We start from the raw sequence: 22,865 nt of genomic DNA, 5'->3' as shown, positions 1-22,865 counted from the left end.
CTTTTTTAAAATGCCATTCCTCATCATAGCTGACGGAGATTCCCCCGGTCAACACATGCAAAGGAGCGGCACCTCAGGCGATTACTTCCTGTTTGGACCTGGCTTGTGTACGTCGCGCATGCCGCCCACAAACTCGTGGGACATTTCTACCGTTTGCCGGGACGATTCTTTGGCCAGATCGTCATGAAAGTCGACGGAAAAAAATTGTCGATTCAAGCCTTGCGCAACGATTTCTTTGTTTGACTGCCTCACACTCTACGCCTCCTGCGTGCTATGGTTCTCTTCCGTTCTAGTATGGCCTTCTGCGAGACTTTGCAGTCGGGCGAACGACTTGCAAAGCGTTGTCGCTTCTTGCAGGAAAAAAACGAACCGGGCGCGAAGATAGTACGTTGGCAAAAACATGAAAAATCGCTGGGCTCGTATTCCAGCATGCTCATGATCTGGAAAGGATGTCTATCGTGTCTGTACGTCAAAACATGCTGAGGTCGCTCCTTGCGATCGTCTGCGCCATCTCCCTCCCCATGTCGACGGCCTGGGCCGCCGATTCTGTTCGGGTCGCCGTGGACAAACTCAATGTCCGTTCCGGTCCAAGCCTCCAGAGCGCGGTCATCACTTCTGTGCCGAACAAGACGGTGCTACCCGTTCTCTCTGCCCAAAACGATTGGGTGCAGGTCAAGCTTCCCAATGGTCAAAGCGGCTGGGTAGCCAACTGGCTCGTCTCGGCGCAGCAGTCGCCTGCGCCCGCTGCGGCCGGCACTGTAGAGAGTACAACGACCAACCTGAACGTGCGCTCCGGTCCCGGGCAAACGTACCCGGTCCTCCAGAAAATCAACCCCGGGACGCGCTACCCGATCGTGCAAAAAAATGGCGATTGGATCCTGATTCAGACAAGCGAAGGCAAAACAGGCTGGGTAGCCGCCTGGCTCGTCAAAGACAGCTCGGCCGCCTCGACAGGCCCCGTGCCAGGCGCCGGAACAGCCGGAACGCCGCCAACCGGACAGGCAGGCAGCAAACCGCCGGGCACTGCCGGGGGCGCTGTCACACCGAAGCCGTCAGCCGTTCAGGGGGCCAGTCTGACCCTCGATTTTGCCCCCTATGTCTACCCTGCGCCGGATGCCAGCAAGCCTGCGATTGGACAGCTGCACCCAGGCGAAACGATTACCGTGCTGACCCAGCAAAACGGCTGGATCCAGTTCCCGTACGATGGCGTAAACGCCTGGATCTCAACGAACAGCAACACGCCTGCCCAAGACACCACCACGGCTCCCGGTTCCAACTCAGGCGGCACTTCTGCCGCTCAGCCGAGCAAGCCTGTCACTGCTGCTGAACAGACCGCGACGGTGCAAACAGACGGGCTGAATTTGCGCAGCGAGTCCCATACGTCCAGCGCGATTCTCGCCACGCTGCCCATCGGCAGCAAGCTGAAGGTATTGGAAAAGCAAGGCGATTGGTACCGCGTGCAAACCTCTGCCGGAAAAACAGGCTGGGTCGCAGGCTGGCTCGTCACTGTTTCAGGAGCCAATACGCCTACGCCAAGCGGCCCGTACGTCACCATCATCAACGCCAATACGAATGTCCGAACCGGTCCCGGCACCGAACACAGCGTGCTGCGGCAAGTACAGACAGGCGAGAAATACAGCATCGTGAAGAAAGAAGGCGACTGGTTCCAAGTAACGCTCAGCAACGGCCAGACAGGCTACGTTGCCGGCTGGCTGGTAGCGGCGAGCGGAGCGCCTGCTGTCATTCGCAGCCAGGCGCTCGCCGGAAAGCTGATCGTCGTCGACCCTGGACACGGCGGAACCGACAACGGCGCGACCGGCTCCAGCTTTTCCACTCTGGAGAAAACCGTCAACCTGCAAGTCGCCCTGCTCCTGCGCGCCAAGCTGGAAGCGGCCGGAGCCAACGTCATCATGACGCGGGCGGACGACCGCAAGCTTACCTTGCAGCAGCGCGTGGACGTAGCCGTGCAGAACAAAGCCGATATTTTCGTCAGCATTCACCACAATACCCATCCCAATACGGCGACCAACGGCTCCATCGTGTTTTTCTACCAGCAGGGCCTGTCCAGCAAGCTCGCCTCCCTGGTGCAAAACGAACTGGTCAAGGCGACGAACTACAAAGACTTGCAGTCCCGCTTCGGCGACTACTTCGTCCTGCGGGAAAATACCGTTCCCGCCATCCTCGCCGAAATCTCGTTCCTCTCGAACTACAACGACGAGATTCGCGCCCGCTCGGAGAAGCAGCAGGATCTGGCGGCAGAGGGCCTGTTCAAAGGGATTGTCCAATACTTCAACTCGTTGCAGCCGCAGGGCGGTTGATCCGGGAGGAGTCGCCCTTCGCGCAAACAAAAAAACGGTTGCCTCGGCAGCCGTTTTTTCTTTGGATCTTGCACTTGTTCGCTTGTTCAGTAGGCCGGGCGCTTCTCCCACGGCTCAACCTGGCCGACGATTGCCTGCGCTGCGTTATCCCCGATTGCCCGGATGACGCCATCGGCAATTTCCGCGTTGGTCAGCCAGCGCGCCTCGTCTCCTTCGCACACGAAGCCCAAAATGATCCGATGGTACGAACACGTTGCCGGCACATGGACAACCGGAGGATTTTTCCAGGCGCGACTGCCGCAGACGTGGTACAGGCGAAACGGCCACGGGGAACGGGACAGCTCTGCCAGCACGGTCGCAAGCGCATCTGGCGACGTTTGATGAATCCAGGCCACGACCAGATTCATCGGGCCTCGGCTCTCCACAAGTTTTGCCATGGCGGTGCGCAGCGTCTCCGTCTGCCCGTAATCGAGCGGGAGCAAATGAACAGCTTCGGGGCGCAAAGCCCCGTCCCTTACCTGTTCGAGCTTGCGGCGATCTCGTCCCACCACCGTTACTTGCCAGCCTTCTTTGGCAAGCCAGCGCGCCACCTCTGCCAGCATCCCGCTCGCTCCGATTACCAGTGCCTCTTGTGCCATTTGTCCGTCCCCCTCCTCCTTACGATTCTACGATCAAGGTAACAGGCCCGTCATTGAGCAGGCGCACGTCCATCATCGCGCCAAAACGCCCTGTCTCCACCACCAGACCTTTTTCCCGCAGCTTGGCATTGAACAGTTCGTACAGCGGTTCCGCCTGCTCCGGGCGAGCCGCCGCCATGAAGTTGGGCCTTCTTCCCTTGCGACAGTCTCCGTACAGCGTAAACTGGGACACGGACAAAATCTGCCCGCCTGTCTCCAGCACGGACCGATTCATTTTTCCTTCTTCGTCTTCAAAAATGCGCAGATGGGCGATTTTGTCCGCGACGAATTCCACCTCTTTTTCGCTGTCCTCATGGGTGATGCCTACCAGCAGCAACAGCCCGTGCTCGATTTTTCCCACTACCTCGCCGGCAACGGTTACACTCGCTTCCCTCGTTCTTTGCACGACCACTCTCACGTCGATTCCTTCCTTTCCCTTCGCACACAAGAACACCCGATCCAGAAAAGATCAGGTGCTCAGAATGCGGCGAACCGTATAAATATCTTTGATGCGCTTGATTCGTTCCACAACCTTCAAGAGATGATCCACATTGCTGATCGAGATGGTCATGTGAATGGTGGCCACCCGATTTTTGTCTGCCTTGCCGCTGACCGCCGCAATGTTCGTCTTGGTCTCAGCCACGACTTGCAGCACGTCGTTTAAAAGGCCGCTGCGGTCATTGCCCGTGATCTCGATTTCCACGTTGAAATTGTGCTTCTGGTCCGTATCCCACTCGACGTCGATCAAACGCTCCGAGCACTCGTCTGCCAACACGTTCGGACAGTCTTTCCGGTGTACAGACACACCGCGCCCGCGGGTAATAAAGCCGATGATCTGGTCGCCTGGAACCGGGGTGCAACAGCGTGAGATGCGCACCAGCAGGTTGTCTACGCCCCGCACCTTGACGCCGGATGCGCTCTTTTGCGCACGGTGGGCCGGATTTTGCTTCACTTCCGGGATGACCGGATTTTGCTCTTCCCGCTCCCGGCGGAGCTTGTCGAGCAGTCTGGTCGCAATCTGCGAGGCGGTAATGCCGCCGTAGCCGACTGCCGCAAACATGTCCTCGGCCCCCTGAAAATTAAACCGTGCCGCCGCTTCCTTCAAATTCGTATCCGTCATTGCTTCCTTCACGTCGAAGTTGCGCGCCTTGATCTCGGCTTCCACCATTTGCTGGCCTTTGGCGACGTTTTCTTCCCGCTTTTCTTTTTTGAACCATTGCTTGATTTTATTGCGCGCATGGGCGGACTTCGCCATTTTCAGCCAGTCCTGGCTCGGTCCATACGAATGCTTCGAAGTAAGAATCTCGACGATATCGCCCGTTTTCATCGGGTAGTCCAGCGGAACAATCTTGCCGTTTACTTTTGCCCCGATCGTCCTGTTGCCCACCGCCGAGTGAATCCGATAAGAAAAATCAATCGGCACGGAGCCTTTGGGCAGCTCCACGACATCGCCTTTTGGCGTGAAGACAAAGACCGTATCCGAGAACAAATCCTGTTTGAGGCTTTCCATGAACTCCTGCGCATTGGGCGCTTCTTCGGACCCGCCTTCGATGATCTCGCGCAGACTGCCCAGCTTCTCGGCAAACGAGCCTTGCACGACGCTTTTGCCTTCCTTGTACGCCCAGTGCGCCGCAATCCCGATTTCTGCCGTCTGATGCATATCCCATGTGCGAATTTGCACTTCCAGCGGCTCGCCTTTTGGCCCGATCACCGTCGTATGCAGCGATTGATACATGTTGGTCTTGGGCATCGCGATATAATCCTTGAACCGGCCAGGCATCGGCTTCCACAAGGTGTGGACGATGCCCAGCACCGCGTAGCAATCGCGGATGTCGTTGACGATGATGCGCAGCGCCAGCAGATCGTAAATCTCGTTGAACTGCTTGTTCTGCTTGGTCATCTTTTTGAAGATGCTGTATATGTGCTTCGGACGTCCCGATATTTCCGCCTCGATATTCAATTCGCCCAGCTTCTCCCGGATCGTGTCCGCAGCTTCGTTCAGGTAGGCTTCGCGCTCCACCCGCTTTTTTTGCATCAGGTTGACGATGCGGTAATACTGCTGCGGATTCAGATAGCGCAGCGCCGTGTCCTCCAGCTCCCATTTGACGGAGGCAATCCCCAGACGATGGGCCAGCGGAGCGAAGATTTCCAGCGTCTCATCGGAAATCTCGCGTTGTTTTTCTTCGGACATGTGTCTGAGCGTCCGCATGTTGTGCAAACGGTCTGCCAGCTTAATCATGATGACCCGGATGTCCTGAGCCATGGCGACCAGCATCTTGCGGTGATTTTCGGCAAGCTGCTCTTCCTTGGACTTGTATTTGATTTTTTCCAGCTTGGTTACCCCATCTACCAAGAGAGCCACATCAGGCCCGAACTGTTCCCGCAGATCGTCAAGCGTCACGTCGGTGTCTTCCACCACATCATGCAGAAATCCGGCCGCAATCGTGACGGCGTCCATGTGCAGGTTTGCGAGAATCCCCGCCACGGCAATCGGATGCATAATGTACGGAACGCCTGATTTTCTGATCTGCCCCTCATGAGCTTTTTCAGCCAACTGATAGGCACGCGTAATCAGGTCCAGATCCGATTGTGATAAATAGGTGCTAGCTTTTTTTACTACCTCATCAATGCCGGTAATCATAGTTCCCTTCCCTTATCCTCTCATTGGAAAACTAGGCTTTGCCAAGCCTTATGTCACAGGCGAAGGCTCCGTTGCGTATAAAAAAAGCCTGAACAGGTTGTCGTTGCTATCGAAGAAACAGGCTGAAGGAATCCCACTTGTCTATTTCATACTATTATCTTTTATGTCGTTCGTATTGTAAAGCTGTTTCCCCCGTAAAGTATGAACAGGACGCACCAAAAGAAAAAAACGGGCGCGCGGCCCGTTTTTCGTTGCACAAAGAAAGCATGGACAAAATCTGCTTCCTTAATATTGCACCAAGGATTTGATCGGAACTTCTCCGATTTTTTTGCGCCCTTCCAGGTACGACAGTTCGATGAAGAAAGCAGCGCCGACCACTTTTCCTCCCAGTTGTTCAATCAGGTTGATCGTGGTTTCAATCGTTCCCCCGGTTGCCAAGAGGTCGTCTGCAATCAGAACGCGTTGCCCAGGCGTAATCGCGTCCACGTGTACCGCGAGCGCGTCCTTGCCGTACTCCAGATCGTAGTCGGCCTTGATCGACTCGTAAGGCAGCTTGCCGGATTTGCGGATCGGCACAAAGCCGATTCCCAACTCGTAAGACAGCGGAGCCCCCACAACAAATCCGCGCGCTTCCGGACCTGCGATAACATCCGCCTGCACTTCGCGGGCGAAGGCAGCCAAATCCTGAATGGCAGCGCGATAAGCGGAGCCGTCCTTCAGGAGAGTCGTAATATCCTTGAAGCGAATTCCCGGTTGCGGGAAGTCCGGAATGACGCGAATGTATTGTTTGTAATCCATGAAAAATTCCTCCTATACGGTGACGGGTGCCACCAACTGTTGAAACGTTTGAATCAATGATTCCGAAGAAGAAAGCAACAAGTCTGTCGCAAGCTGCGCCTCTTCTTTCCACTCTGCGTAAATAATCGAGCTTTCCAGCGGCCTTTTTTCCCCGGTCTGCTGCAATCGGTACTGTTCCGCATCCTCGCGTAAAAGCTCCAGTTCGACAAAAATGGCAAGCATTCCGTCCAGCAAGCTTCGTTTCCATTGCAGTTTGCGAGCCAGCGCATCCAGATGAATGCGTTTCACAGCTGGCACCTGCACAAAAATCTGGTACAGCTGCTTGAAGTGCTCCCGGCCCGGACAGGAAAGCCGCTCCATCCCCAAATCCGGGTCGCCAAACAGGCAGTAAATTCGCTCCGCCTGCCGGAGCATGGCGCCGATCGCCTGCAAATCGGCACGGCGCTTGGGCAAATCGTAGAGGACGAGCGTTTGCTTCGCTCCCTCGTGTTCAGGCTTTACGGATGACCCGAGCAAAAGCAGGGACGACAGTTGCGCTTCCGCCGCCTTTTGCGCCAGCTGCTCATAGTTTTCCCTGCGAAACACAATCGTCATCGTTTCAGACTCAGCCGCAAGCTGCTGCCATTTCTCTACTTTATCACGACTTCCCCGCCAATCAAAAACCTGCTGGTGATTGACCGACAGATCGCGGATCGTCAGCTGCGGCTTGCGGTTGCCATTCCATTCATTGACCGACAGCTCTCCCAACACCTGAAGGCGCGCTTTGGGGGTCACTTTTTTCGTCACGTGCGCCCAGTTGAAGCCGATGGCATCCAGCGCCTGGCCTGACCGGACGAGCGTGCATTTCAAATGGTTGTCATCGCGTCCGATCGTGCGCATTCCCTGGGTTTCCACTTCCTCCAGCAAGACGAGCGGCGTCGGGTTGCCCATCCCGTACGGAGCGAGCCGTTCCAGCTGCTCCGCTGCCTCCAGGCTGATCTCCTCCAAGCTCATCGCCACATCGACCTTGGTCAGCGGGATAAAGTCTTCTGCCGACAGCCACTCGCCCGCCAATGCGTTCAGCTTGTTGCGCAGCAAGTCGAGGTTTTCCACAGGCAAGGTCATTCCTGCCGCCATGGTGTGTCCGCCAAAATGCGGGAGCCACTCCTTGCATGCCGTCAGTCCCTCGTACATGTCAAAGCCGACAATGCTCCTCGCCGAGCCTTTGGCGATCCCTTTTTCCGGGTCGATGCCGAGCACGATTGTCGGACGGTAAAACAGCTCGACCAGCCGAGACGCCACAATTCCCACGACGCCGACGTTCCAGCCTTCCTTGGCCAGCACGAGGACGTTGTTTTCCTCCGGTGGGTACAGCTCTCTCACCATCTGTACAGCTTCTTCCGTCATCGCGGCCACCAGCTCCTGGCGCTCGCGATTCAAATCGTCCAAAATCTGCGCACACTGCTCCGCCTCGGCCTGATCCTCGGTCGTCAGCAGCTTGACGGCGGACTCTGCCGTCTCCAGCCGTCCGCTCGCATTCAGGCGCGGTCCGAGAGCAAATCCGACGTGCCCTGCCGACAGTTCGCTGTCCGACAGCCCGCACACGCGGATGAGTGCCTGCAAGCCGATATTGCGCGTCTGATTCAGTCGCTTCAGGCCCACGCTGGCGAGAATGCGGTTCTCATCCACCAACGGCACGAGATCGGCGATCGTCCCCAGTGCAGCCAGGTCAGCCAAATGCAAGGGAGGCTCCTTCAGCAAAGCATGCCCCAGCTTGAAAGCCACTCCGACGCCCGCAAGCATGTCAAACGGGTACGTACAGCCCGGCTTTTTCGGGTTGATCACAGCAAATGCCTCCGGGATGACAGCCGGAGGTTCGTGGTGGTCGGTTACAATGACGTCAAGGCCCAAGTGTGTGGCATACGCTACCTGCTCTACTGCGCTGATTCCCGTGTCGACGGTAATAATCAGTTTGTAACCGCTTTTATGCAGATGCGCCAAGGCGTCTTTATGTAACCCATACCCTTCCGTAAAACGGTTGGGAATGTAGTAGTCAAAAACAGCGCCCAGTTGGCGCAGCAGATGTACCATTAACGATGTCGAACTGACCCCGTCCGCGTCATAGTCTCCGTAAATGCAGATCGGCTCTTGCCTCTCTATGGCTTGTTGAATGCGATGCACGCTCTGTTCCATTCCATCCAGCAAAAAAGGGTCATGAAACAATTCCGGGCCAGCTTGCAAAAAATCACGGGCCTTCTGCGCTGTGTCGATGCCGCGAATCACCAGCAGCTTGGACACGAGCGGAGTCAGCTGGCACTCCTCAGCGATCCGGGCCGCAATCTGTTCATCGTAGGTGGCCAGTTTCCAGCGTGTTTTCGCTTTCAGCATAGGCTCTCCTCCAATCCTCATTCATTATAGAGGATGGAGCGGGAGACTGACAACTGCATAAAACATGGCGTTTTTACGGCTTTTGTGGCGAGAGCGGATCACCCGAGGGGGACATGGACAAAAAACGTCGCGGACTTCTCGTTAAGCAGAAAACCGCAGGAAACCATCCCTGCGGTCTACGTTGCGAAAGTTTTTTCGCGTACAAGCCCATGCGCTTACGCTTCTTTTTTCTTTCTCATATTCCGCTCCTTCAAGTTTACCCAAACTTGAGCAGCAATAAAAATCGAAGAGTAGGTACCACTCACCAGACCGAACAAGAGCGCCAGCGAGAAGTTGCGAATGCTCTCGCTGCCGAGCACCGCGATGGCAAGCGCGGTAAAGAACACGGTCGCTACGGTGTAGACGGAACGGCGCATCGTTTGCCAGAGCGAAACGTTCACCAGATGCTCCAAATCCGGAATGGTCTTGGACTTCATGGTGCGCAGGTTCTCCCGAATCCGGTCAAAAATAACGATTTTATCGTTGATCGAGTAACCGAGAATCGTCAACAGCGCGGCGATGAAGGTAATGTCTACCTCCAGATCGAACACGGAGAACAGCGCGATCGGAATGATGACGTCATGCAAAAGCCCGACGACGCAGGCAATCCCGAACAGCAACTGGAAGCGGATGGCGATGTAGACAACGATCCCAAGCGAAGCAATCCCGACCGCGATCGCTGCCTTTTTCACCATTTCCTGCGCGATACTCGGGTCAACGGACGATACTTGCTTCGTCACCTGATCGCCAAACTTTTTCTTCAACGCCTCTTCTACTTTCATCAGCGTATCGGAGGAGATCGTTTGATCGAAGCGGGTAAACGCCTGATACGTTCCGTACGGCGTCACCTTGGTAAACGCTACGTTCGGAATCTCCTGCTTCAACACCGCTTCGACATCAGCGGGATTGAACTCTTTTCCTACGTAGATGTCCAGACGGGTCCCCGCCTTGAAGTCAACGCCAAGGTGCAGCCCCTGAAACAGCATAAACAAAAAACCGATGATAATAATCACGGAAGAGAACATGAAAAACTTCCGGCGATTCTTTACGATGTCGAATCGAATAACAGTGTGTTCACGATCAAAGCTCACCGATCTCACTCTCCTTTACTCCGAACCAGAACGGCTTTTTAAACATGTTGGAACGGACCACCAGCCAGAGGAGGAAGCGAGACCCAAACACGTTGGTAATGATACTCACGATGATTGTCATTGCCAGTACGACGGCAAACCCTTGCACGGAGCTTGTCCCGAAATAGAACAGAACGCCGGTCGCAATCAACGTCGTCACGTGCGCGTCGATAATGGTAATCAAAGAACGCCGCTCACCGGAACGGAAAGCCGACAAAATCGTTTTGCCCGAGCGAATTTCTTCTTGGATACGCTCATACGTAATGATGTTCGCATCGACCGCCATCCCTACTGCCAAAATGAATCCGGCGATCCCGGGCAGCGTCAGGGTAGCATCCATCCAGTCGAGTACGACCATACAAAAATACGTAAACCCAGCCAGTGTAATATTGGCGATCATCCCTGGCATGCGGTAGACGAGCAGCATGAACACGAAGATCAGGCCAGCCCCGATGTAACCGGCATAGAGCGTTTTCTCCAGGGCGAGAGCACCAAGGGAAGCTCCTACCGATGTCACCTGTTTCTCAATCAGCTTGGCTGGCATGGCACCGGAATTGAGCAGGTCAGCCAGTTCCTGTGCCGACTCCTGGGTGTAGTCACCCGTTATCTGTGCGCTTCCGCCCGTAATGACTGACTGAATGGTCGGATTGGTTTGAAGCGTTTCATCCAGGTAAATGGCCATACGCTTATGCAAGTTGGCACGCGTCACGTCTTCCAGTTTTTTGGCATCGGTAAATTTCACCGTTACCAGCGGGCGTTTCAAATCATCGTAACCGACGGCTGCCCCGTTTGGCGCCAGGTCGCTTCCTTGCAGGATGATCTTGCCCGACTCGTCGCGGAAGGTCAGCACAGCCGGCTTGCCGATCAGCTCGCGCAGCTTGTCCTGGTCCGCGGATTGCGAAGCGATTTGCACGCGAATCCGGTTTGGCAGCTCGGTAGAGATCACCGGCTCTGCCACGCCGCCGATGTTAATCCGTTTCTCAATCATGTGTGCCGTTGATTTCAACAGCTCGATATCAACCTTGTGGCCTTCCTCAAGAGGCTCCACCTCGTACAAAATCTCAAACCCGCCCTGCAGATCCAGGCCGAGAGTGATGTTTCCTGCCACCTGTTTGGTCGTCGTGGACACAAGCGTCGCCAAAAGCCCGACAACAACCAGGAACAGGAGAAATCTTCCCCATTTTATCATCGTTGTGATACCCCTCTTTCATAAACAGGGTCCCGCGCCAAGGCGAGAAACCAATATGCCCATTATAGCGAAGGATGAAAAAACGTGTCAATTCATGCTGGAAAATTGAACCATGGGAACCAACTCCTTATCTACAATGAGCATGTTTCTTATACGAATGTCGAGACAAGAAGTTTCACTACGAATTTTTATACATCTGAATCATGAGATAGTTCATGTACTTGTTCGGCTTGAGCGACAGGATATCGTTGACGAGGCGGTGCATCGGGGGAAATTCCTTGTACCCGCTCGTCACACATTCCCAGACGTCTGTAGCCACCACATTTTCATAGCCCAGCAAGGCAAATTCCTCGGCCTTGCTCTGGCAAAGACTTGCTACTCGCCCGTACCATTCCTGTTTTTGCGCTTGATCCATCCCTGTTTCCCCCTCAAAGTAGTCATGCCGACAGCGGCACGTCCATATTCTTTACTGAGTGAATTTTTCCTTGCAAAGGAGCCTTCCATGAAACAGTCATTCTTTTACGGAACGGTTATCCTCATCGTTGCTGGCGGCATCACCAAAGTGTTCGGCTTTGCGCACAGGATCGTGCTTTCGCGCATCATCGGAGCGGAAGGAATGGGGCTGTATCAAATGGTCGTGCCCCTGTTGTACTTCCTGATTACGGTGACGACATTCGGTCTGCCTGTCGCCATCGCCAAACAGGTAGCAGAGACGGAAGCGGCGAACAACCCCCGGCTGACCCGCCGCTATCTGCTGTTGGCCTTGTCGGTGGCCGGCGGCATCAGCCTGTTCGTCTGCACGCTGCTCCTGTTGTTTTCCCACTGGATTGCAGGGGCGCTGTTCGCCGACCCTCGCGCCCATATCGTCATGCTCGCCGCTGTCCCTGTCATCCCGATCTCCAGTATTTCGCTCGTGTTGCGCGGGTATTTCCAGGGCAAACAAAACATGATCCCCACAGCCGTCTCGCAGCTGCTGGAGCAGGTAGCCCGCATGGCGCTGGTCGTCGTCATGACCATGTCGTTTTTATCTGCAGGAATCGAGTACGCCACGGCGGGGGCGGTTGCCAGCATCATTTTCGGGGAAGCAGCCGGACTCCTCTACATTGTCTGGCAATACCGAAAAGGAAGCAAAAAAGCTGCTGCACAGCTTTTGGAAACGCCATTTCGAAAAGCGGTTTCCGCCAGCAAAGCCAGCCTCGCGCAGTTGATCCACGTCGCGCTGCCCGTCACGCTGAGCCGGATCATCGGTTCGATCGCCTACGTCCTGGAGCCGATGCTCGTGCCGCTCGCGCTCGTCATCGCCGGGTACACGACGGCAGCCGCAACCGGATTGTACGGACAGTTTGCCGGAATGGCCGTCCCGCTGCTGCTCTTTCCCACATTTTTAACCTATTCCTTGTCCGTTTCGCTCGTTCCTGCCGTCGCCGAAGCCGCCTATCAAAAAAATGCTCCTCTCGTGCATCGACGCATCTACCAAGCGATGCGCATCACACTCGTAATCGGAGCACCCTGTACCGTCCTGCTTACTATTTTTGCCGAGCCGTTGTGCGTGCTGCTCTACGGCAGCGAGTATCGCGAAGTCGGAGCCCTGCTGAAGGAGCTTGCTCCCTTTTCCGTCTTTCTGTTTTTCCAGGCGCCTCTGGCAGCTGCCTTGCAAGGTCTCGACTACGCCCAGGTCGTCTTTCGCAATACGCTGCTTAGCGCCATCATCAAGACAGGGGCGATGTTCGTGTTTACCGCGCAGCCGGCTTTTGGCATCCATGGCGCTGTGATTGCCGCCAACATCGGTATCACATTGGGAACGCTGCTCCACTTTGCCAGTCTCGTCAAAAAAATCGGCTTTACGATTGACGTATGGGAATTCGGAAAAATAGGGATCGCCATGCTGGCCATGGGGTACCTTGGCTCCTACATGGCGAATCACTTGTTCCTGCATTCCTCAACAGGCAAGCTGCTTCTCGCCAGCACCAGCATTAGCGCCTTGGTCTATCTGGTACTTCTCGTGGCGATGCGCGTCCTCGGCAAACAGGACGTCCGCCGCATCCCCTGGATCGGCGAACAGCTCGCCATGTTCTTCCCGCGCCGCTGACACCTAGTGTAGCGGCTTGTCTTTTTTGTCGAGATAGATGATGCCGTGCTCATCAATGCTGCAAAAAGACACCTCGCGAAAATCCTTGATCCCGTACTTGCGGATTTCCCGCTTCAGCCAAAGCTGATTTTGCCCGATCTTTTGCAAAGCTTCCTGCCTGACCTTGCCGTCGAGAATCAACGGAATGGGCAGACCTTTATAAGAAGCAGGACTTACCGGCTTTTCGTCAGGCAGTCCCACATCTTCACGCGTGAGCTGTTCTTTTTCCTGCTTCAAAAAGACACTCATTTGCCCTGTCGGCTCGATCAGCGCAAACTCCACGTCCGCGATGTTTTTGACGTTTTTTTGCCGCAGGTGAACCAGCAGGTCATCCATATTCAGCCGATTTCGGCGCATCGCTTGCTCGCGGATTTCCCCGTTTTCGATAATCATATCGGCCGAGCCGTCCACGACATCGCGAAATTTTTTGCTTTTGAGCGAAAGGTACGACATCCCGATTTCCAGCAAAGCAATCAAAAGCATCGGCAAATAAAACCGAAGCCCGGGCATTTCCACGTCCTCAATAGCAAGTACCGCCATTTCCGCCAGCATAATGGAGATCACGACATCAAAAACGGACAGCTTTCCCAGTTCTCGCTTGCCCATGATGCGGAGCAGGATCAGGAGGAAAAAGTACGAGAAAAGGGTGCGCAACAATACGGTTGAAATATCGTCCACTTCCCGTTGCCCCCTATCGAACATTTACCGATAGTGTTCGGCAAGGGGCTTGCAACTATTAGCTCCAATTACAACCACTTTCGCTTGCGGAAAATGTGCAGCATGATGAAGGTCATCGCCAGCATGATGACAAGCGCAGTGATGAGCATGTAAGGCTCTGCCTCTTCCCCTAGCCAGGCGAACGTATTCATCCCGAAAAGTCCGGTGATAAACGTAAGCGGCAGGATGATGGTGGAAATAATCGTGAGGACGCGCATCGTTTCCGTCGTCTTGGCGCTGATGATCGTGTAATACGTATCGAGCGCACCGTTCACCAGATCGCGGAACGTCTCGGTTGAATCCGCTATGCGCTCCAAATGGTCAGTCAAGTCGCTGTAGAACGGAACGTTTTCCTCGGAAATATCGAAAGAGAAGCGGCCATTCACATTGGCGAAAATTCGTTTTTGCGGCATGATGACACGCCGGATCAAAATAATCGTCCGTTTCAGCGCCAGGAACTCTTCCGTAATTTCCTCCATCTGGTGTTCGTAAATCTCGTCCTCCAGTTCGTCAATCCGCACGCTGATCCGGTCGATAATCGGGAAATACTCATCGGTAATCCCGTCGACAATCGCATAGAGCAAGTAGTCCGGACCTCGATTCAGATAGGAATTGTTGCGGTGACACATGGCCGCGATCCGTCCGATGGTGTTCATCGGAGATTTGTGGATCGTAACGATGTAGTTGGGGCCGAGAAAAACGTTCAGTTCCACCGTGGTAATCTCGTCGTCGCTTTCTTCATTGTAGCGCAGGGCGTGAAAAACGAAGAAATAATAATCGTCGTACTTGTCTACCTTGGCACGCGGACTGACGTGCAGGCAGTCCTCGATGGCCAGCGGGTGAAAGTCGAAGATCTTGGCAATATAGGGCAACTCATTGTTCCCCACATCATACAGATCAATCCAGAGCAAATCCTCGGGAGATTTCAGCCATTGATCCTTCGTAGCCAGATCAACGTCGTGAAACATCTTCTGCTCGGAATGGTTATAAAAGTACGTTTTAATCAACTTTCCTCACCCCCGTCTCGTTCCCCATCCATCATACGAAAATTCCTCCCAATGTTCAACGCGAAGATGAATACAGGGGCCAAGCGTCTCATATAGATGGTACAAACAGTTGCTCAGCGAGGGGGTAAATACTGTGCGGAGTGCGTCCACCTCTGTACTGACAGGTCTTTTGTACACGACAGGTCTCGTCTTGTTTGGGGCATTGCTCGCTACCTTGCTTCTTAGCTTTACCGACATGCGCGAAGGCTCTCTGCCTTATTTTACGTACATCATCAACGCGATCGCTCTTCTCGTGGGCGGATTCGTCAGCGGAAAGCGCTGTGGCGGCAAAGGCTGGTACTACGGTGGGTTAACCGGAGTCTCCTACTTTCTCCTGATCCTTCTGATCGGCTTTCTCGGCTTTGATGCCCCGCTGCAATGGGGGGCGTTCCTCTTTTTGCTCGGCGCGTTTGGCATGGCCGCACTGGGAGGCATTCTCGGGGTCAATTCGGCCAACTCCAGTCACAAGCCCAAAGGCTTCAAGCCGAAACGGTAAGACGTGTCGCGGGCCAAACGGTCCTGATGCCTTTTGCCGCATCAACGCATAAAAAAGCAGACGGGAGTGAACTGCACCCCGCCTGCTTTTTTTGCGTTTTATTTGGATTCTTCCTTTTCTGCTTCCCCTTTTGCCTCCGCTTTGGCCGGTTCGTTTTTGGTCGGCTCGTTGCTGCTGGAAACCACGCTGTTGATAGCGCCGCGATCAAACGTCACGTTGACGTTATGCGCGATGCGCAGTGTCACCGTGTCGTCGTTCAAATCTTGAATCGTACCGTGCATGCCGCCAATGGTGACGATCTTGTCGCCCTTTTTCAGAGCGGCGAGCATGGCGTTGCGCTGTTTGGCTTTCTTCTGTTGCGGACGAATCAGCAAGAAGTAGAAAATCGCAAACATGATGATAATCGGTAAAAACTGAGTCAAGCCGTCCATAAAAATCCCCCTCGATTAAAAAGATCTATCTTCACTCAATCCATACTGAGCGAAAAACTGGTCCCGGAAATCTTGCAAGCGGTCATCGGCAATCGCCTGGCGCACCTGCTCCATCAGCTTCACGAGGAAATGCAGATTGTGGTAGGTGGTCAAACGGATGCCAAAGGTCTCCTCCGCCTTAATCAGATGGCGGATGTACGCACGGGTGTAGTTCTTGCAGGTGTAGCAGTCGCAATTCGGGTCGAGCGGAGTAAAGTCGCGCGCGTACTTGGCATTGCGGATGACCAGTCGTCCCTGGCTCGTCATGCATGTCCCGTTGCGAGCGATCCTCGTCGGCAAGACGCAGTCAAACATGTCGATGCCGCGAATCGCGCCTTCGATGAGAGCGTCGGGCGAGCCTACGCCCATCAAGTAGCGGGGCTTGCCTGCCGGAAGCAACGGAACGGTATGCTCCAGCACTTCGTACATCAAGGAAAACGGTTCCCCCACGCTCAGCCCGCCAATCGCATATCCCGGAAAATCCAGGGAGATGAGATCTTTGGCGCTTTGCTCGCGCAGATCGTTGAACATCCCGCCTTGTACGATGCCAAACAGCGCCTGCTCGTTGGGACGCGCATGCGCCTTCAGGCAACGCTCCGCCCATCGGGTCGTGCGCTCCATCGATTGTTTCACGTAATCGTACTCCGCAGGATAGGGAGCGCACTCGTCAAACGCCATGAAAATATCGGCTCCGAGCGCGTTTTGAATCTGGGTGGCCTCCTCCGGGCCGATAAACAGCTTTTCCCCGTTCAGATGTGAGCGGAAGGAAACCCCTTCCTCTGTAATCTTGCGGAGATTGCTCAGGCTGAATACCTGAAATCCGCCGGAGTCTGTCAAAATGGCGCGATCCCAGTTCATGAAACCGTGCAGCCCGCCTGCTTCGCGGACAATTTCATGCCCCGGACGCAAGAACAGATGGTAGGTGTTGCTGAGGATAATGCCCGCTCCGATCGCTTTCAGCTCCTCGGGACTCATCGTCTTGACCGTCGCCTGCGTGCCGACCGGCATGAAGACAGGAGTGTCAATCGTCCCATGGGGAGTGTGCAGCTTTCCGAGACGGGCGCCTGTTTGCTTGCATGTTTTGATTAATTCGTAGCGTACAGCCAAATCGTCGCACTCCTCAAGCTATGTATGTAAGTCTTTCCTATTATAAGAAAACTTGAGAGTGAAGTAAACCCACCCGCCTTATAAGTATACACTTATGCGGTCAAATGTGTCATTTTTTTAGACGATCAGCATGGCATCCCCAAAGCTGAAGAAGCGGTACTCCTCCCGCACAGCCTCCTTGTACGCGCGCATGACATGCTCCTTGCCGGCAAGCGCGCTGACCAGCATGACGAGCGTCGACTTTGGCAAATGAAAATTCGTCAGCAGCCCGTCGAGAATGGAGAACGTATATCCCGGGTAAATAAAGATGTCCGTCCAGCCCGACGTCGCGATCAGCTTGCCGCCGTTTGCGCGCCCGACCGTCTCCAGCGTCCGGCACGAGGTCGTTCCCACCGCGATGACCCTTCTCCCCTCCGCCTTGGCCTGGTTCACCAGCTCGGCGGTTTTTTCCGGAATCTCGTAATACTCGGCATGCATGACATGCTCCTCGACCGTGTCAGCCGTTACAGGCCGAAACGTTCCCAGTCCGACATGCAGCGTCACGTACGCGAGCTGTACGCCTTTTGCGGCGATCTGCTCCAAGTAAGGCTTGGTGAAGTGCAGCCCGGCTGTCGGCGCAGCGGCCGAACCCCGCTCGCGCGCATACACCGTCTGGTACCGCTCGCTGTCTTCGAGCTGCTCATGAATGTAAGGAGGCAGCGGCATGGACCCCAATTGATCGAGAATCTCGTAAAAAATGCCCTCGTACAAAAAGCGTACGATCCGCCCGCCTGTCTCTGTGACTTCTTCGCATACGCAGCGCAAAAGTCCGTTGCCAAAGACGACTTCCGTTCCCGGCTTCATCCGCTTGCCTGGCTTCACCAGCGTCTCCCAGCGATCATCCCCGAGCGATTTCAGCAAGAGAACCTCGATTTTCGCCCCCGTCTCGGCCTTTTCCCCGATCAATCTCGCTGGCAGCACGCGGCTGTCATTCATGACCAACACGTCTCCCGGCTGCAAATGGTCGATCAGGTCGGTAAAGCGCCGGTGGGAAATGGCTCCGGTCTCTTTGTCCAAGACGAGCAGACGCGAAGAGGTCCGGTCTTCCAAAGGATGCTGGGCAATCAGATGCTCCGGCAGTTCAAAATCAAATTGTTGCACGTCCACAAAAATCGTAACTCCTTTTATGCCAGTTCATGTGGCAAAAGCCTTACTTGCCAATTGTCACATCCTGGTAATAGTGTTGCAAAATCTGCTTGTAGTCATACCCGCTCTCTGCCATTGCACGCGCGCCGTATTGCGATACCCCGAGGCCATGCCCAAAACCGAAGCCGCGGAACAGGAACTGCGGCTCTCCCTGCTTGCCGCCCTGAATCAGTTCGACATCAAACTTCGTGCTGCGAAGCGGGCTGCCCCCTTGCTGGAACAGCGAGCGGAAGGCATCCGGAGAAGAAACGGCAATCTGTACCCCGTTCGCCTCCATCGCCATCACACGCCCGGACGGTCCTCGCTTCGTCACTTTCAGGCTGGTGACGTTTCCCGGAATGCGCGGTGCCTTGTTTTTGTCCTGGTTCGCATTGAGCAAGGCCGTCAGTTCAGCGGAGGTAAACGGGCCGCGTGTCCACGCATAGGCGTTTTCTTCTGCCTCCTCGGCGATAATCGTCACCTCGGCGCCGCTCGGCAGGGTAGACAGCACCTTGTGGGTCGTGGTACTTGGACCCGTACGCAAATTCGTGTTTTCCGTCGTAATGACGGCCATTCTCGCGCCATTGGCATCAGTGCCTGTCAGCCGCACCAGGTCGCTTCGCACATATCCGATCGTTCCATCCGCAAGCTGTACCCGATACCACAGGTTCGCCGTCTCCAGCGGATACGTGTCGTCGCTCTCGACAGGCCGCAAATACGGAACGGGATTTCCCCATACTTCGGTGCCATCGGCTGTCATCCCGCCTGCATTCGAGTAGAACAGCGACTCGACGAGCTTGCCTTGGTAGTAGATGACTTCCCCTGCGGTTGCATCCACCGCCTTGCGCACATCCTCCGACTCTTTTCCATAGCCGTAATACGCTTGCTCTGTCACCGTATCCGAGACATTGGCGATCCCGTATTTGTTTCCTTGCCACAGCGCTCTCGTTCTCGACAGAACCGCCTGCGTCTTCAGTGCTTCCAGCGGCCAGCCGGGAGCCATTTCCGAACCGACGACCCCGTACAGATACTTCTCCAGCGGCAGTTCATTCACAACCGTCAGGTGACCGTTGTATTCCGACAGCTCGATCTCGCCGCGGTACTTCCGCTGATCACGCTCGACGACGCCGACCAACGCTTCCGGCTCTGCCTTTTTCGCCTCGACCGTCAGCTTGGCTTGCGGAGAAAATACGTACTTCCAGATCGGCTCGTCTGGCGAACCGTACACATCCTGCTTCAATACGACGTACGCCTGGCTGGCAGGCGCCTTGTAGGCAAAATTTGAAAAAGCGCTGCTCGCTTTGCGCGCCAATGCGAAGAGCGCTTCCTGGCTGACCTCGTCGCCGATCCAGACGGCGTATTTGACTTTTTCGCCGTCGGCCAAAAGCACGGGGTATGCCGGTATTCCTTTTTGCGTAAACGCCTCCTGCCATTTGCGGGCTTCGCTCAAGCTTTTGAATTGTCCCGCTTCCAGCCGGAGCGGTCCCTGGACGATCGGCTTTTGCCCCGTCGCCTGAGCCACGACAGCCGCCTGATTCGCTGCCGCCTGATACGTATCGTATGTACCGCTGACAACCTGGTAAACGGTCTGTCCGCTCCGTTTCGCCACCTGAATCGAGCCTTCGTATTTTCGCTGGCTCAACAGCTGGGCGATTTGCTGCGCGTCATTCCAGTTTGGCGTCTGCGCCACGATCAGATGATATTCATCCACCCGGTAACGGGCAGCTTCTCCGTTTAATTCCGGCAGCTCTGCCTTGCCTCCCGGTCCTGCCAACGTCACTTCCATTCCTTTCTCCGCTGTCAGCGTAACGGAAGGAACCACTCCCCTGTATCCTTTTCCCGTATCCACGAAGAGCGCGACCCGGATCTGGTCAGAAGCCGCCTCGGCCGGCGCCGGTCCCCCCAGGAGAGCAACTGTCATCAGGCTCACCGAAAGGACTTTCCCCATCCACTTCTTGTTCATGTCGTCCAACGTCCTTCCTTTCTCCTGATCTGTTTCGTCTTTCGTCGAAAATTGGCATGTACTCCCATCCTTTTCGACAATCACCGGCGATTTTCCTGCCCTTGTCCGCAAAATGGGCCCCCGGCCGCGCAAACAAAAAAACCACCGGGAAATCCAGCCCCGATGGCAGACAAATACTTAGATGTGCCTAAAACGCTCGGCTTCATTTGAAAAGCCGGAACAAATACATCCCGAGAGACAGCACGATGCTGATGACGATACACGTTACGATGGGAAAGTAAAATTTGACGTTTTCCTTTTCCACCACAATATCCCCAGGCAGGCGTCCCAACGGCAAAAAGCGGCCGCCCACCTGCCACAGCAGGCCGATGACGATCAGCACGGCTCCGCCGATAATGAGAAGCTTGGCTATTGGATTCATGATTTCATCTCCCGCCCAAAGTGCTGGTACGCGCTCGGGGTCAGCACACGTCCCCGCGGCGTCCGCTGCATAAAGCCAATCTGCATCAGGTACGGCTCGCACACGTCTTCCACCGTCTGCGCTTCCTCGCCAATCGTGGCCGCAATCGTATCGAGACCGACCGGACCGCCGTCAAAGCGGTCGATGATGGCGAGAAGCAGTTTATGGTCGATATGATCCAGACCGCAGGCGTCTACTTGCAGGCGTTCCAGCGCCTCCCTGGCAATCTCCGCAGTGATGACGCCCTCTCCTTTTACCTGGGCGAAATCACGCACCCGCTTCAACAGGCGATTGGCCACACGCGGCGTCCCCCGTGAGCGTCTGGCGATTTCTTCGGCGCCGTCTTCGCGAATCACCACTTGAAGAATATCCGCTGCCCGCGAGACGATGAAGGTCAGCTCGGGAACGGTGTAAAACTCCAGGCGGTTCACCACCCCGAAGCGATCGCGCAGCGGTGCGGAGAGCATCCCTGCCCGCGTCGTCGCGCCCACAAGCGTAAACGGCGGCAAATCGAGACGCACACTGCGGGCACTCGGCCCTTTGCCGATGATAATATCGAGCGCAAAGTCCTCCATGGCCGGATAGAGCACTTCCTCCACGCTCCGGTTCAGCCTGTGGATCTCGTCGATAAACAGCACATCGCCTTCCTGGAGATTGGTCAAAATCGCCGCCAGATCGCCGGGCCGCTCGATGGCAGGCCCGGATGTCGTGCGGATGTTGACCCCAAGCTCGTTGGCGATAATTTGCGACAGCGTCGTCTTCCCCAGGCCTGGCGGTCCGTACAGCAGGACGTGGTCCAACGACTCCTTACGCATTTTCGCCGCTTCGATGAAAATTTTCAAGTTTTCCTTGACATGCTGCTGCCCGATGTACTCATTCAAATAGCGAGGACGGAGGCTCAGCTCCGCCGCATCTTCTTCCCAGTTCATCTGCGTCGTAATAATGCGCTGATCCAAAATCCTACCCCCTCATGAGAAGGGCAAGCCCCTGTTTGATGAGTGTTTCCACACGCTCGCCCTCTTTTGCTTTTTCCGCCAGTGCGCTTCGGATTTTTTGCAGCTCGCCGTCCGAGTACCCGAGTGCCGTCAAAGCGTCGAGCGCCTCGTTCAGCGCGGAAACCGCCTGCCCGCCTGCCGTCAGATCGCCCGCCGCGACAGTCAAAATCGCCGCGGGCGTGTATCCGACCAATTTGTCCTTGAGATCGAGAATGATGCGTTGCGCGGTCTTTTTGCCGATTCCAGGGAATTTCGTCAAATAGGTCACGTTTTCCTGTTGCACCGCCATGACCAACTGCTCGGGAGTTGCCGCCGCGAGAATCGCCAGGCCGCCCTTTGGCCCGATGCCGTTCACATCGAGCAGCTTGCGAAACAGGTCGCGCTCGTCGCGGGTGGCAAAGCCGTAGAGCAAGATCGCGTCTTCGCGGACGTGGTGGTGCGTGTACAGCTTGGTTTTGCTGCCCTCGTAGCGGACAAACTGGTACGGATTGGGACAAAACAGGCGATACCCGATCCCTCCGGCTTCTACTACTATGTATTCCGAATCGAGGTAACAGAGTGTCCCTTCTATAAAATCAATCATGTTTGAGCTCCTTCCGAGATGGAGATGAACGCCCGAAACTGTGCGTGCGTAATCGCGATGCCCAATGCATCCGCCACGTCGTCCGGCTTCGGCGTTTCTTTCAGCCGCAGGAGCAGCCTGGTCATTTCCTGGATTTGCTTTTTCTCTGCCCCGCCGTAGCCGGTCACCGCCTGCTTGACTTGCATCGGCGTATATTCGTACACGGGCACCCCGGCCAGTTCCGCCGCAAGCAGAATGACGCCGCGCGCCTGCCCCACCGTGAAGGCCGTTGTCACGTTTTTATTGAAAAACAGCTTTTCGACTGCCATTTCATCCGGTCGGTACGTTTCCAGGAGGCTTTGCATCGCTTCGAAAATCTGCTTCAAGCGAAGCGGGACGGGCAAGCCTGCCTCTGTCTGAATGCTTCCGTACTGGACGGGGCGCAACTGGCTGCCCTGTTTATCCACAACCCCAAAGCCAACGATCGCTATGCCAGGGTCGATTCCTATTATGCGCATGGTCCACTCTCCGGTGTGCAAAGTTTCTATTCCCTACTGTATCACAAAGCGGCCAAAAAGCGAACGTGTATTTCCATGCA

Annotated in this window: 22 protein-coding genes; 3 read left to right on the top strand and 19 right to left on the bottom strand. The window is 55.4% G+C overall.

Features of this window, described 5'->3' with window-relative positions:
- Positions 1–81: 81 nt before the first annotated feature.
- The gene (locus tag ACTHO6_RS00710; protein WP_440238326.1) at positions 82–252 is read right to left on the bottom strand and encodes a hypothetical protein; all 171 of its coding nucleotides are present in this window, start codon (positions 250–252) and stop codon (positions 82–84) included.
- Positions 253–449: 197 nt separating this feature from the next.
- Here ACTHO6_RS00710 and ACTHO6_RS00705 point away from each other — a divergent pair, with 197 nt between their 5' ends.
- Entirely contained in the window at positions 450–2,318 is a 1,869-nt protein-coding gene (locus tag ACTHO6_RS00705) for an SH3 domain-containing protein (protein ID WP_440238324.1), read from the top strand.
- A gap of 86 nt (positions 2,319–2,404) precedes the next feature.
- Here ACTHO6_RS00705 and ACTHO6_RS00700 read toward each other — a convergent pair whose 3' ends face one another.
- From ACTHO6_RS00700 to ACTHO6_RS00665, 8 genes are all read right to left on the bottom strand, one after another.
- A complete protein-coding gene (locus ACTHO6_RS00700) occupies positions 2,405–2,956 on the bottom strand; it encodes a short-chain dehydrogenase (protein WP_440238322.1) in 552 nt (183 codons plus the stop codon).
- A 19-nt stretch (positions 2,957–2,975) separates the two neighbouring features.
- On the bottom strand, positions 2,976–3,413 hold the full coding sequence (gene dtd, locus ACTHO6_RS00695) for a D-aminoacyl-tRNA deacylase (protein ID WP_440238320.1): 438 nt from the start codon (positions 3,411–3,413) through the stop codon (positions 2,976–2,978).
- A 51-nt stretch (positions 3,414–3,464) separates the two neighbouring features.
- On the bottom strand, positions 3,465–5,636 hold the full coding sequence (locus ACTHO6_RS00690; RefSeq protein ID WP_440238318.1) for a RelA/SpoT family protein: 2,172 nt from the start codon (positions 5,634–5,636) through the stop codon (positions 3,465–3,467).
- A 285-nt stretch (positions 5,637–5,921) separates the two neighbouring features.
- Positions 5,922–6,434, bottom strand: a complete 513-nt coding sequence (locus tag ACTHO6_RS00685; RefSeq protein WP_440238316.1) for an adenine phosphoribosyltransferase — start codon at positions 6,432–6,434, stop codon at positions 5,922–5,924.
- Between the two features lie 12 nt (positions 6,435–6,446).
- Complete coding sequence (recJ, locus tag ACTHO6_RS00680; RefSeq protein ID WP_440238314.1) at positions 6,447–8,801, bottom strand: single-stranded-DNA-specific exonuclease RecJ; 2,355 nt, start codon at positions 8,799–8,801, stop codon at positions 6,447–6,449.
- A gap of 215 nt (positions 8,802–9,016) precedes the next feature.
- Positions 9,017–9,931: a protein translocase subunit SecF gene (gene secF, locus ACTHO6_RS00675; RefSeq protein WP_440238312.1), complete on the bottom strand. Its 915-nt coding sequence runs from the start codon at positions 9,929–9,931 to the stop codon at positions 9,017–9,019.
- Positions 9,921–11,159 carry a protein translocase subunit SecD gene (gene secD, locus ACTHO6_RS00670; protein WP_440238310.1) on the bottom strand — a complete coding sequence of 413 codons (1,239 nt, stop codon included), beginning with the start codon at positions 11,157–11,159 and terminating at the stop codon, positions 9,921–9,923. The genes secF and secD overlap by 11 nt, the downstream gene beginning before the upstream one ends.
- 178 nt (positions 11,160–11,337) lie before the next feature.
- Positions 11,338–11,574 carry a post-transcriptional regulator gene (locus ACTHO6_RS00665; RefSeq protein ID WP_440238309.1) on the bottom strand — a complete coding sequence of 79 codons (237 nt, stop codon included), beginning with the start codon at positions 11,572–11,574 and terminating at the stop codon, positions 11,338–11,340.
- An 87-nt stretch (positions 11,575–11,661) separates the two neighbouring features.
- On the opposite strand from ACTHO6_RS00665, the gene spoVB reads away from it, so the two are divergent.
- Entirely contained in the window at positions 11,662–13,248 is a 1,587-nt protein-coding gene (gene spoVB, locus ACTHO6_RS00660) for a stage V sporulation protein B (RefSeq protein WP_440238307.1), read from the top strand.
- A 3-nt stretch (positions 13,249–13,251) separates the two neighbouring features.
- On the opposite strand, the gene ACTHO6_RS00655 is transcribed toward spoVB, so the two are convergent.
- Positions 13,252–13,965, bottom strand: a complete 714-nt coding sequence (locus ACTHO6_RS00655; RefSeq protein WP_440238305.1) for a DUF421 domain-containing protein — start codon at positions 13,963–13,965, stop codon at positions 13,252–13,254.
- A gap of 68 nt (positions 13,966–14,033) precedes the next feature.
- Positions 14,034–15,011: a magnesium/cobalt transporter CorA gene (corA, locus tag ACTHO6_RS00650; protein WP_440238303.1), complete on the bottom strand. Its 978-nt coding sequence runs from the start codon at positions 15,009–15,011 to the stop codon at positions 14,034–14,036.
- A 133-nt stretch (positions 15,012–15,144) separates the two neighbouring features.
- Between corA and ACTHO6_RS00645 the strand changes: the two genes are divergently transcribed.
- The gene (locus ACTHO6_RS00645; protein ID WP_440238301.1) at positions 15,145–15,546 is read left to right on the top strand and encodes a TIGR04086 family membrane protein; all 402 of its coding nucleotides are present in this window, start codon (positions 15,145–15,147) and stop codon (positions 15,544–15,546) included.
- A 98-nt stretch (positions 15,547–15,644) separates the two neighbouring features.
- Here ACTHO6_RS00645 and yajC read toward each other — a convergent pair whose 3' ends face one another.
- From yajC to ruvC, 8 genes are all read right to left on the bottom strand, one after another.
- Positions 15,645–15,977, bottom strand: a complete 333-nt coding sequence (gene yajC, locus ACTHO6_RS00640; protein ID WP_440238299.1) for a preprotein translocase subunit YajC — start codon at positions 15,975–15,977, stop codon at positions 15,645–15,647.
- 15 nt (positions 15,978–15,992) lie between these two features.
- Positions 15,993–17,123, bottom strand: coding sequence for a tRNA guanosine(34) transglycosylase Tgt (gene tgt, locus ACTHO6_RS00635; protein ID WP_440238297.1), 1,131 nt, complete (start codon positions 17,121–17,123; stop codon positions 15,993–15,995).
- A gap of 117 nt (positions 17,124–17,240) precedes the next feature.
- Entirely contained in the window at positions 17,241–18,269 is a 1,029-nt protein-coding gene (gene queA, locus ACTHO6_RS00630) for a tRNA preQ1(34) S-adenosylmethionine ribosyltransferase-isomerase QueA (RefSeq protein ID WP_440238295.1), read from the bottom strand.
- Between the two features lie 43 nt (positions 18,270–18,312).
- A complete protein-coding gene (locus tag ACTHO6_RS00625) occupies positions 18,313–20,250 on the bottom strand; it encodes a SpoIID/LytB domain-containing protein (protein WP_440238293.1) in 1,938 nt (645 codons plus the stop codon).
- 202 nt (positions 20,251–20,452) lie between these two features.
- On the bottom strand, positions 20,453–20,671 hold the full coding sequence (locus ACTHO6_RS00620; RefSeq protein ID WP_440238291.1) for a DUF2905 domain-containing protein: 219 nt from the start codon (positions 20,669–20,671) through the stop codon (positions 20,453–20,455).
- A complete protein-coding gene (ruvB, locus tag ACTHO6_RS00615; protein WP_440238289.1) occupies positions 20,668–21,666 on the bottom strand; it encodes a Holliday junction branch migration DNA helicase RuvB in 999 nt (332 codons plus the stop codon). Before ruvB ends, ACTHO6_RS00620 begins: the two co-directional genes overlap by 4 nt.
- Positions 21,667–21,670: 4 nt before the next feature.
- On the bottom strand, positions 21,671–22,288 hold the full coding sequence (gene ruvA / locus ACTHO6_RS00610) for a Holliday junction branch migration protein RuvA (RefSeq protein WP_440238287.1): 618 nt from the start codon (positions 22,286–22,288) through the stop codon (positions 21,671–21,673).
- A complete protein-coding gene (gene ruvC, locus ACTHO6_RS00605) occupies positions 22,285–22,785 on the bottom strand; it encodes a crossover junction endodeoxyribonuclease RuvC (RefSeq protein WP_440238285.1) in 501 nt (166 codons plus the stop codon). The genes ruvA and ruvC overlap by 4 nt, the downstream gene beginning before the upstream one ends.
- Between the last annotated feature and the right edge of the window lie 80 nt (positions 22,786–22,865).

Origin of the sequence: Brevibacillus sp. SAFN-007a (assembly GCF_051967035.1) — a bacterium.
Taxonomy (GTDB): Bacteria; Bacillota; Bacilli; order Brevibacillales; family Brevibacillaceae; genus Brevibacillus.
This window is presented reverse-complemented; position numbering and strand designations above follow the sequence as displayed.

Bases quoted from the DNA above. Each gene is read 5' to 3' on its own strand.
- ACTHO6_RS00705 (WP_440238324.1), top strand. From the start codon at position 450: ATGTCTATCGTGTCTGTACGTCAAAACATGCTGAGGTCGCTCCTTGCG.
- ACTHO6_RS00700 (WP_440238322.1), bottom strand. From the start codon at position 2,956: ATGGCACAAGAGGCACTGGTAATCGGAGCGAGCGGGATGCTGGCAGAG.
- ACTHO6_RS00690 (WP_440238318.1), bottom strand. From the start codon at position 5,636: ATGATTACCGGCATTGATGAGGTAGTAAAAAAAGCTAGCACCTATTTA.
- ACTHO6_RS00685 (WP_440238316.1), bottom strand. From the start codon at position 6,434: ATGGATTACAAACAATACATTCGCGTCATTCCGGACTTCCCGCAACCG.
- recJ (WP_440238314.1), bottom strand. From the start codon at position 8,801: ATGCTGAAAGCGAAAACACGCTGGAAACTGGCCACCTACGATGAACAG.
- secD (WP_440238310.1), bottom strand. From the start codon at position 11,159: ATGATAAAATGGGGAAGATTTCTCCTGTTCCTGGTTGTTGTCGGGCTT.
- ACTHO6_RS00665 (WP_440238309.1), bottom strand. From the start codon at position 11,574: ATGGATCAAGCGCAAAAACAGGAATGGTACGGGCGAGTAGCAAGTCTT.
- spoVB (WP_440238307.1), top strand. From the start codon at position 11,662: ATGAAACAGTCATTCTTTTACGGAACGGTTATCCTCATCGTTGCTGGC.
- yajC (WP_440238299.1), bottom strand. From the start codon at position 15,977: ATGGACGGCTTGACTCAGTTTTTACCGATTATCATCATGTTTGCGATT.
- ACTHO6_RS00625 (WP_440238293.1), bottom strand. From the start codon at position 20,250: ATGAACAAGAAGTGGATGGGGAAAGTCCTTTCGGTGAGCCTGATGACA.
- ACTHO6_RS00620 (WP_440238291.1), bottom strand. From the start codon at position 20,671: ATGAATCCAATAGCCAAGCTTCTCATTATCGGCGGAGCCGTGCTGATC.
- ruvA (WP_440238287.1), bottom strand. From the start codon at position 22,288: ATGATTGATTTTATAGAAGGGACACTCTGTTACCTCGATTCGGAATAC.
- ruvC (WP_440238285.1), bottom strand. From the start codon at position 22,785: ATGCGCATAATAGGAATCGACCCTGGCATAGCGATCGTTGGCTTTGGG.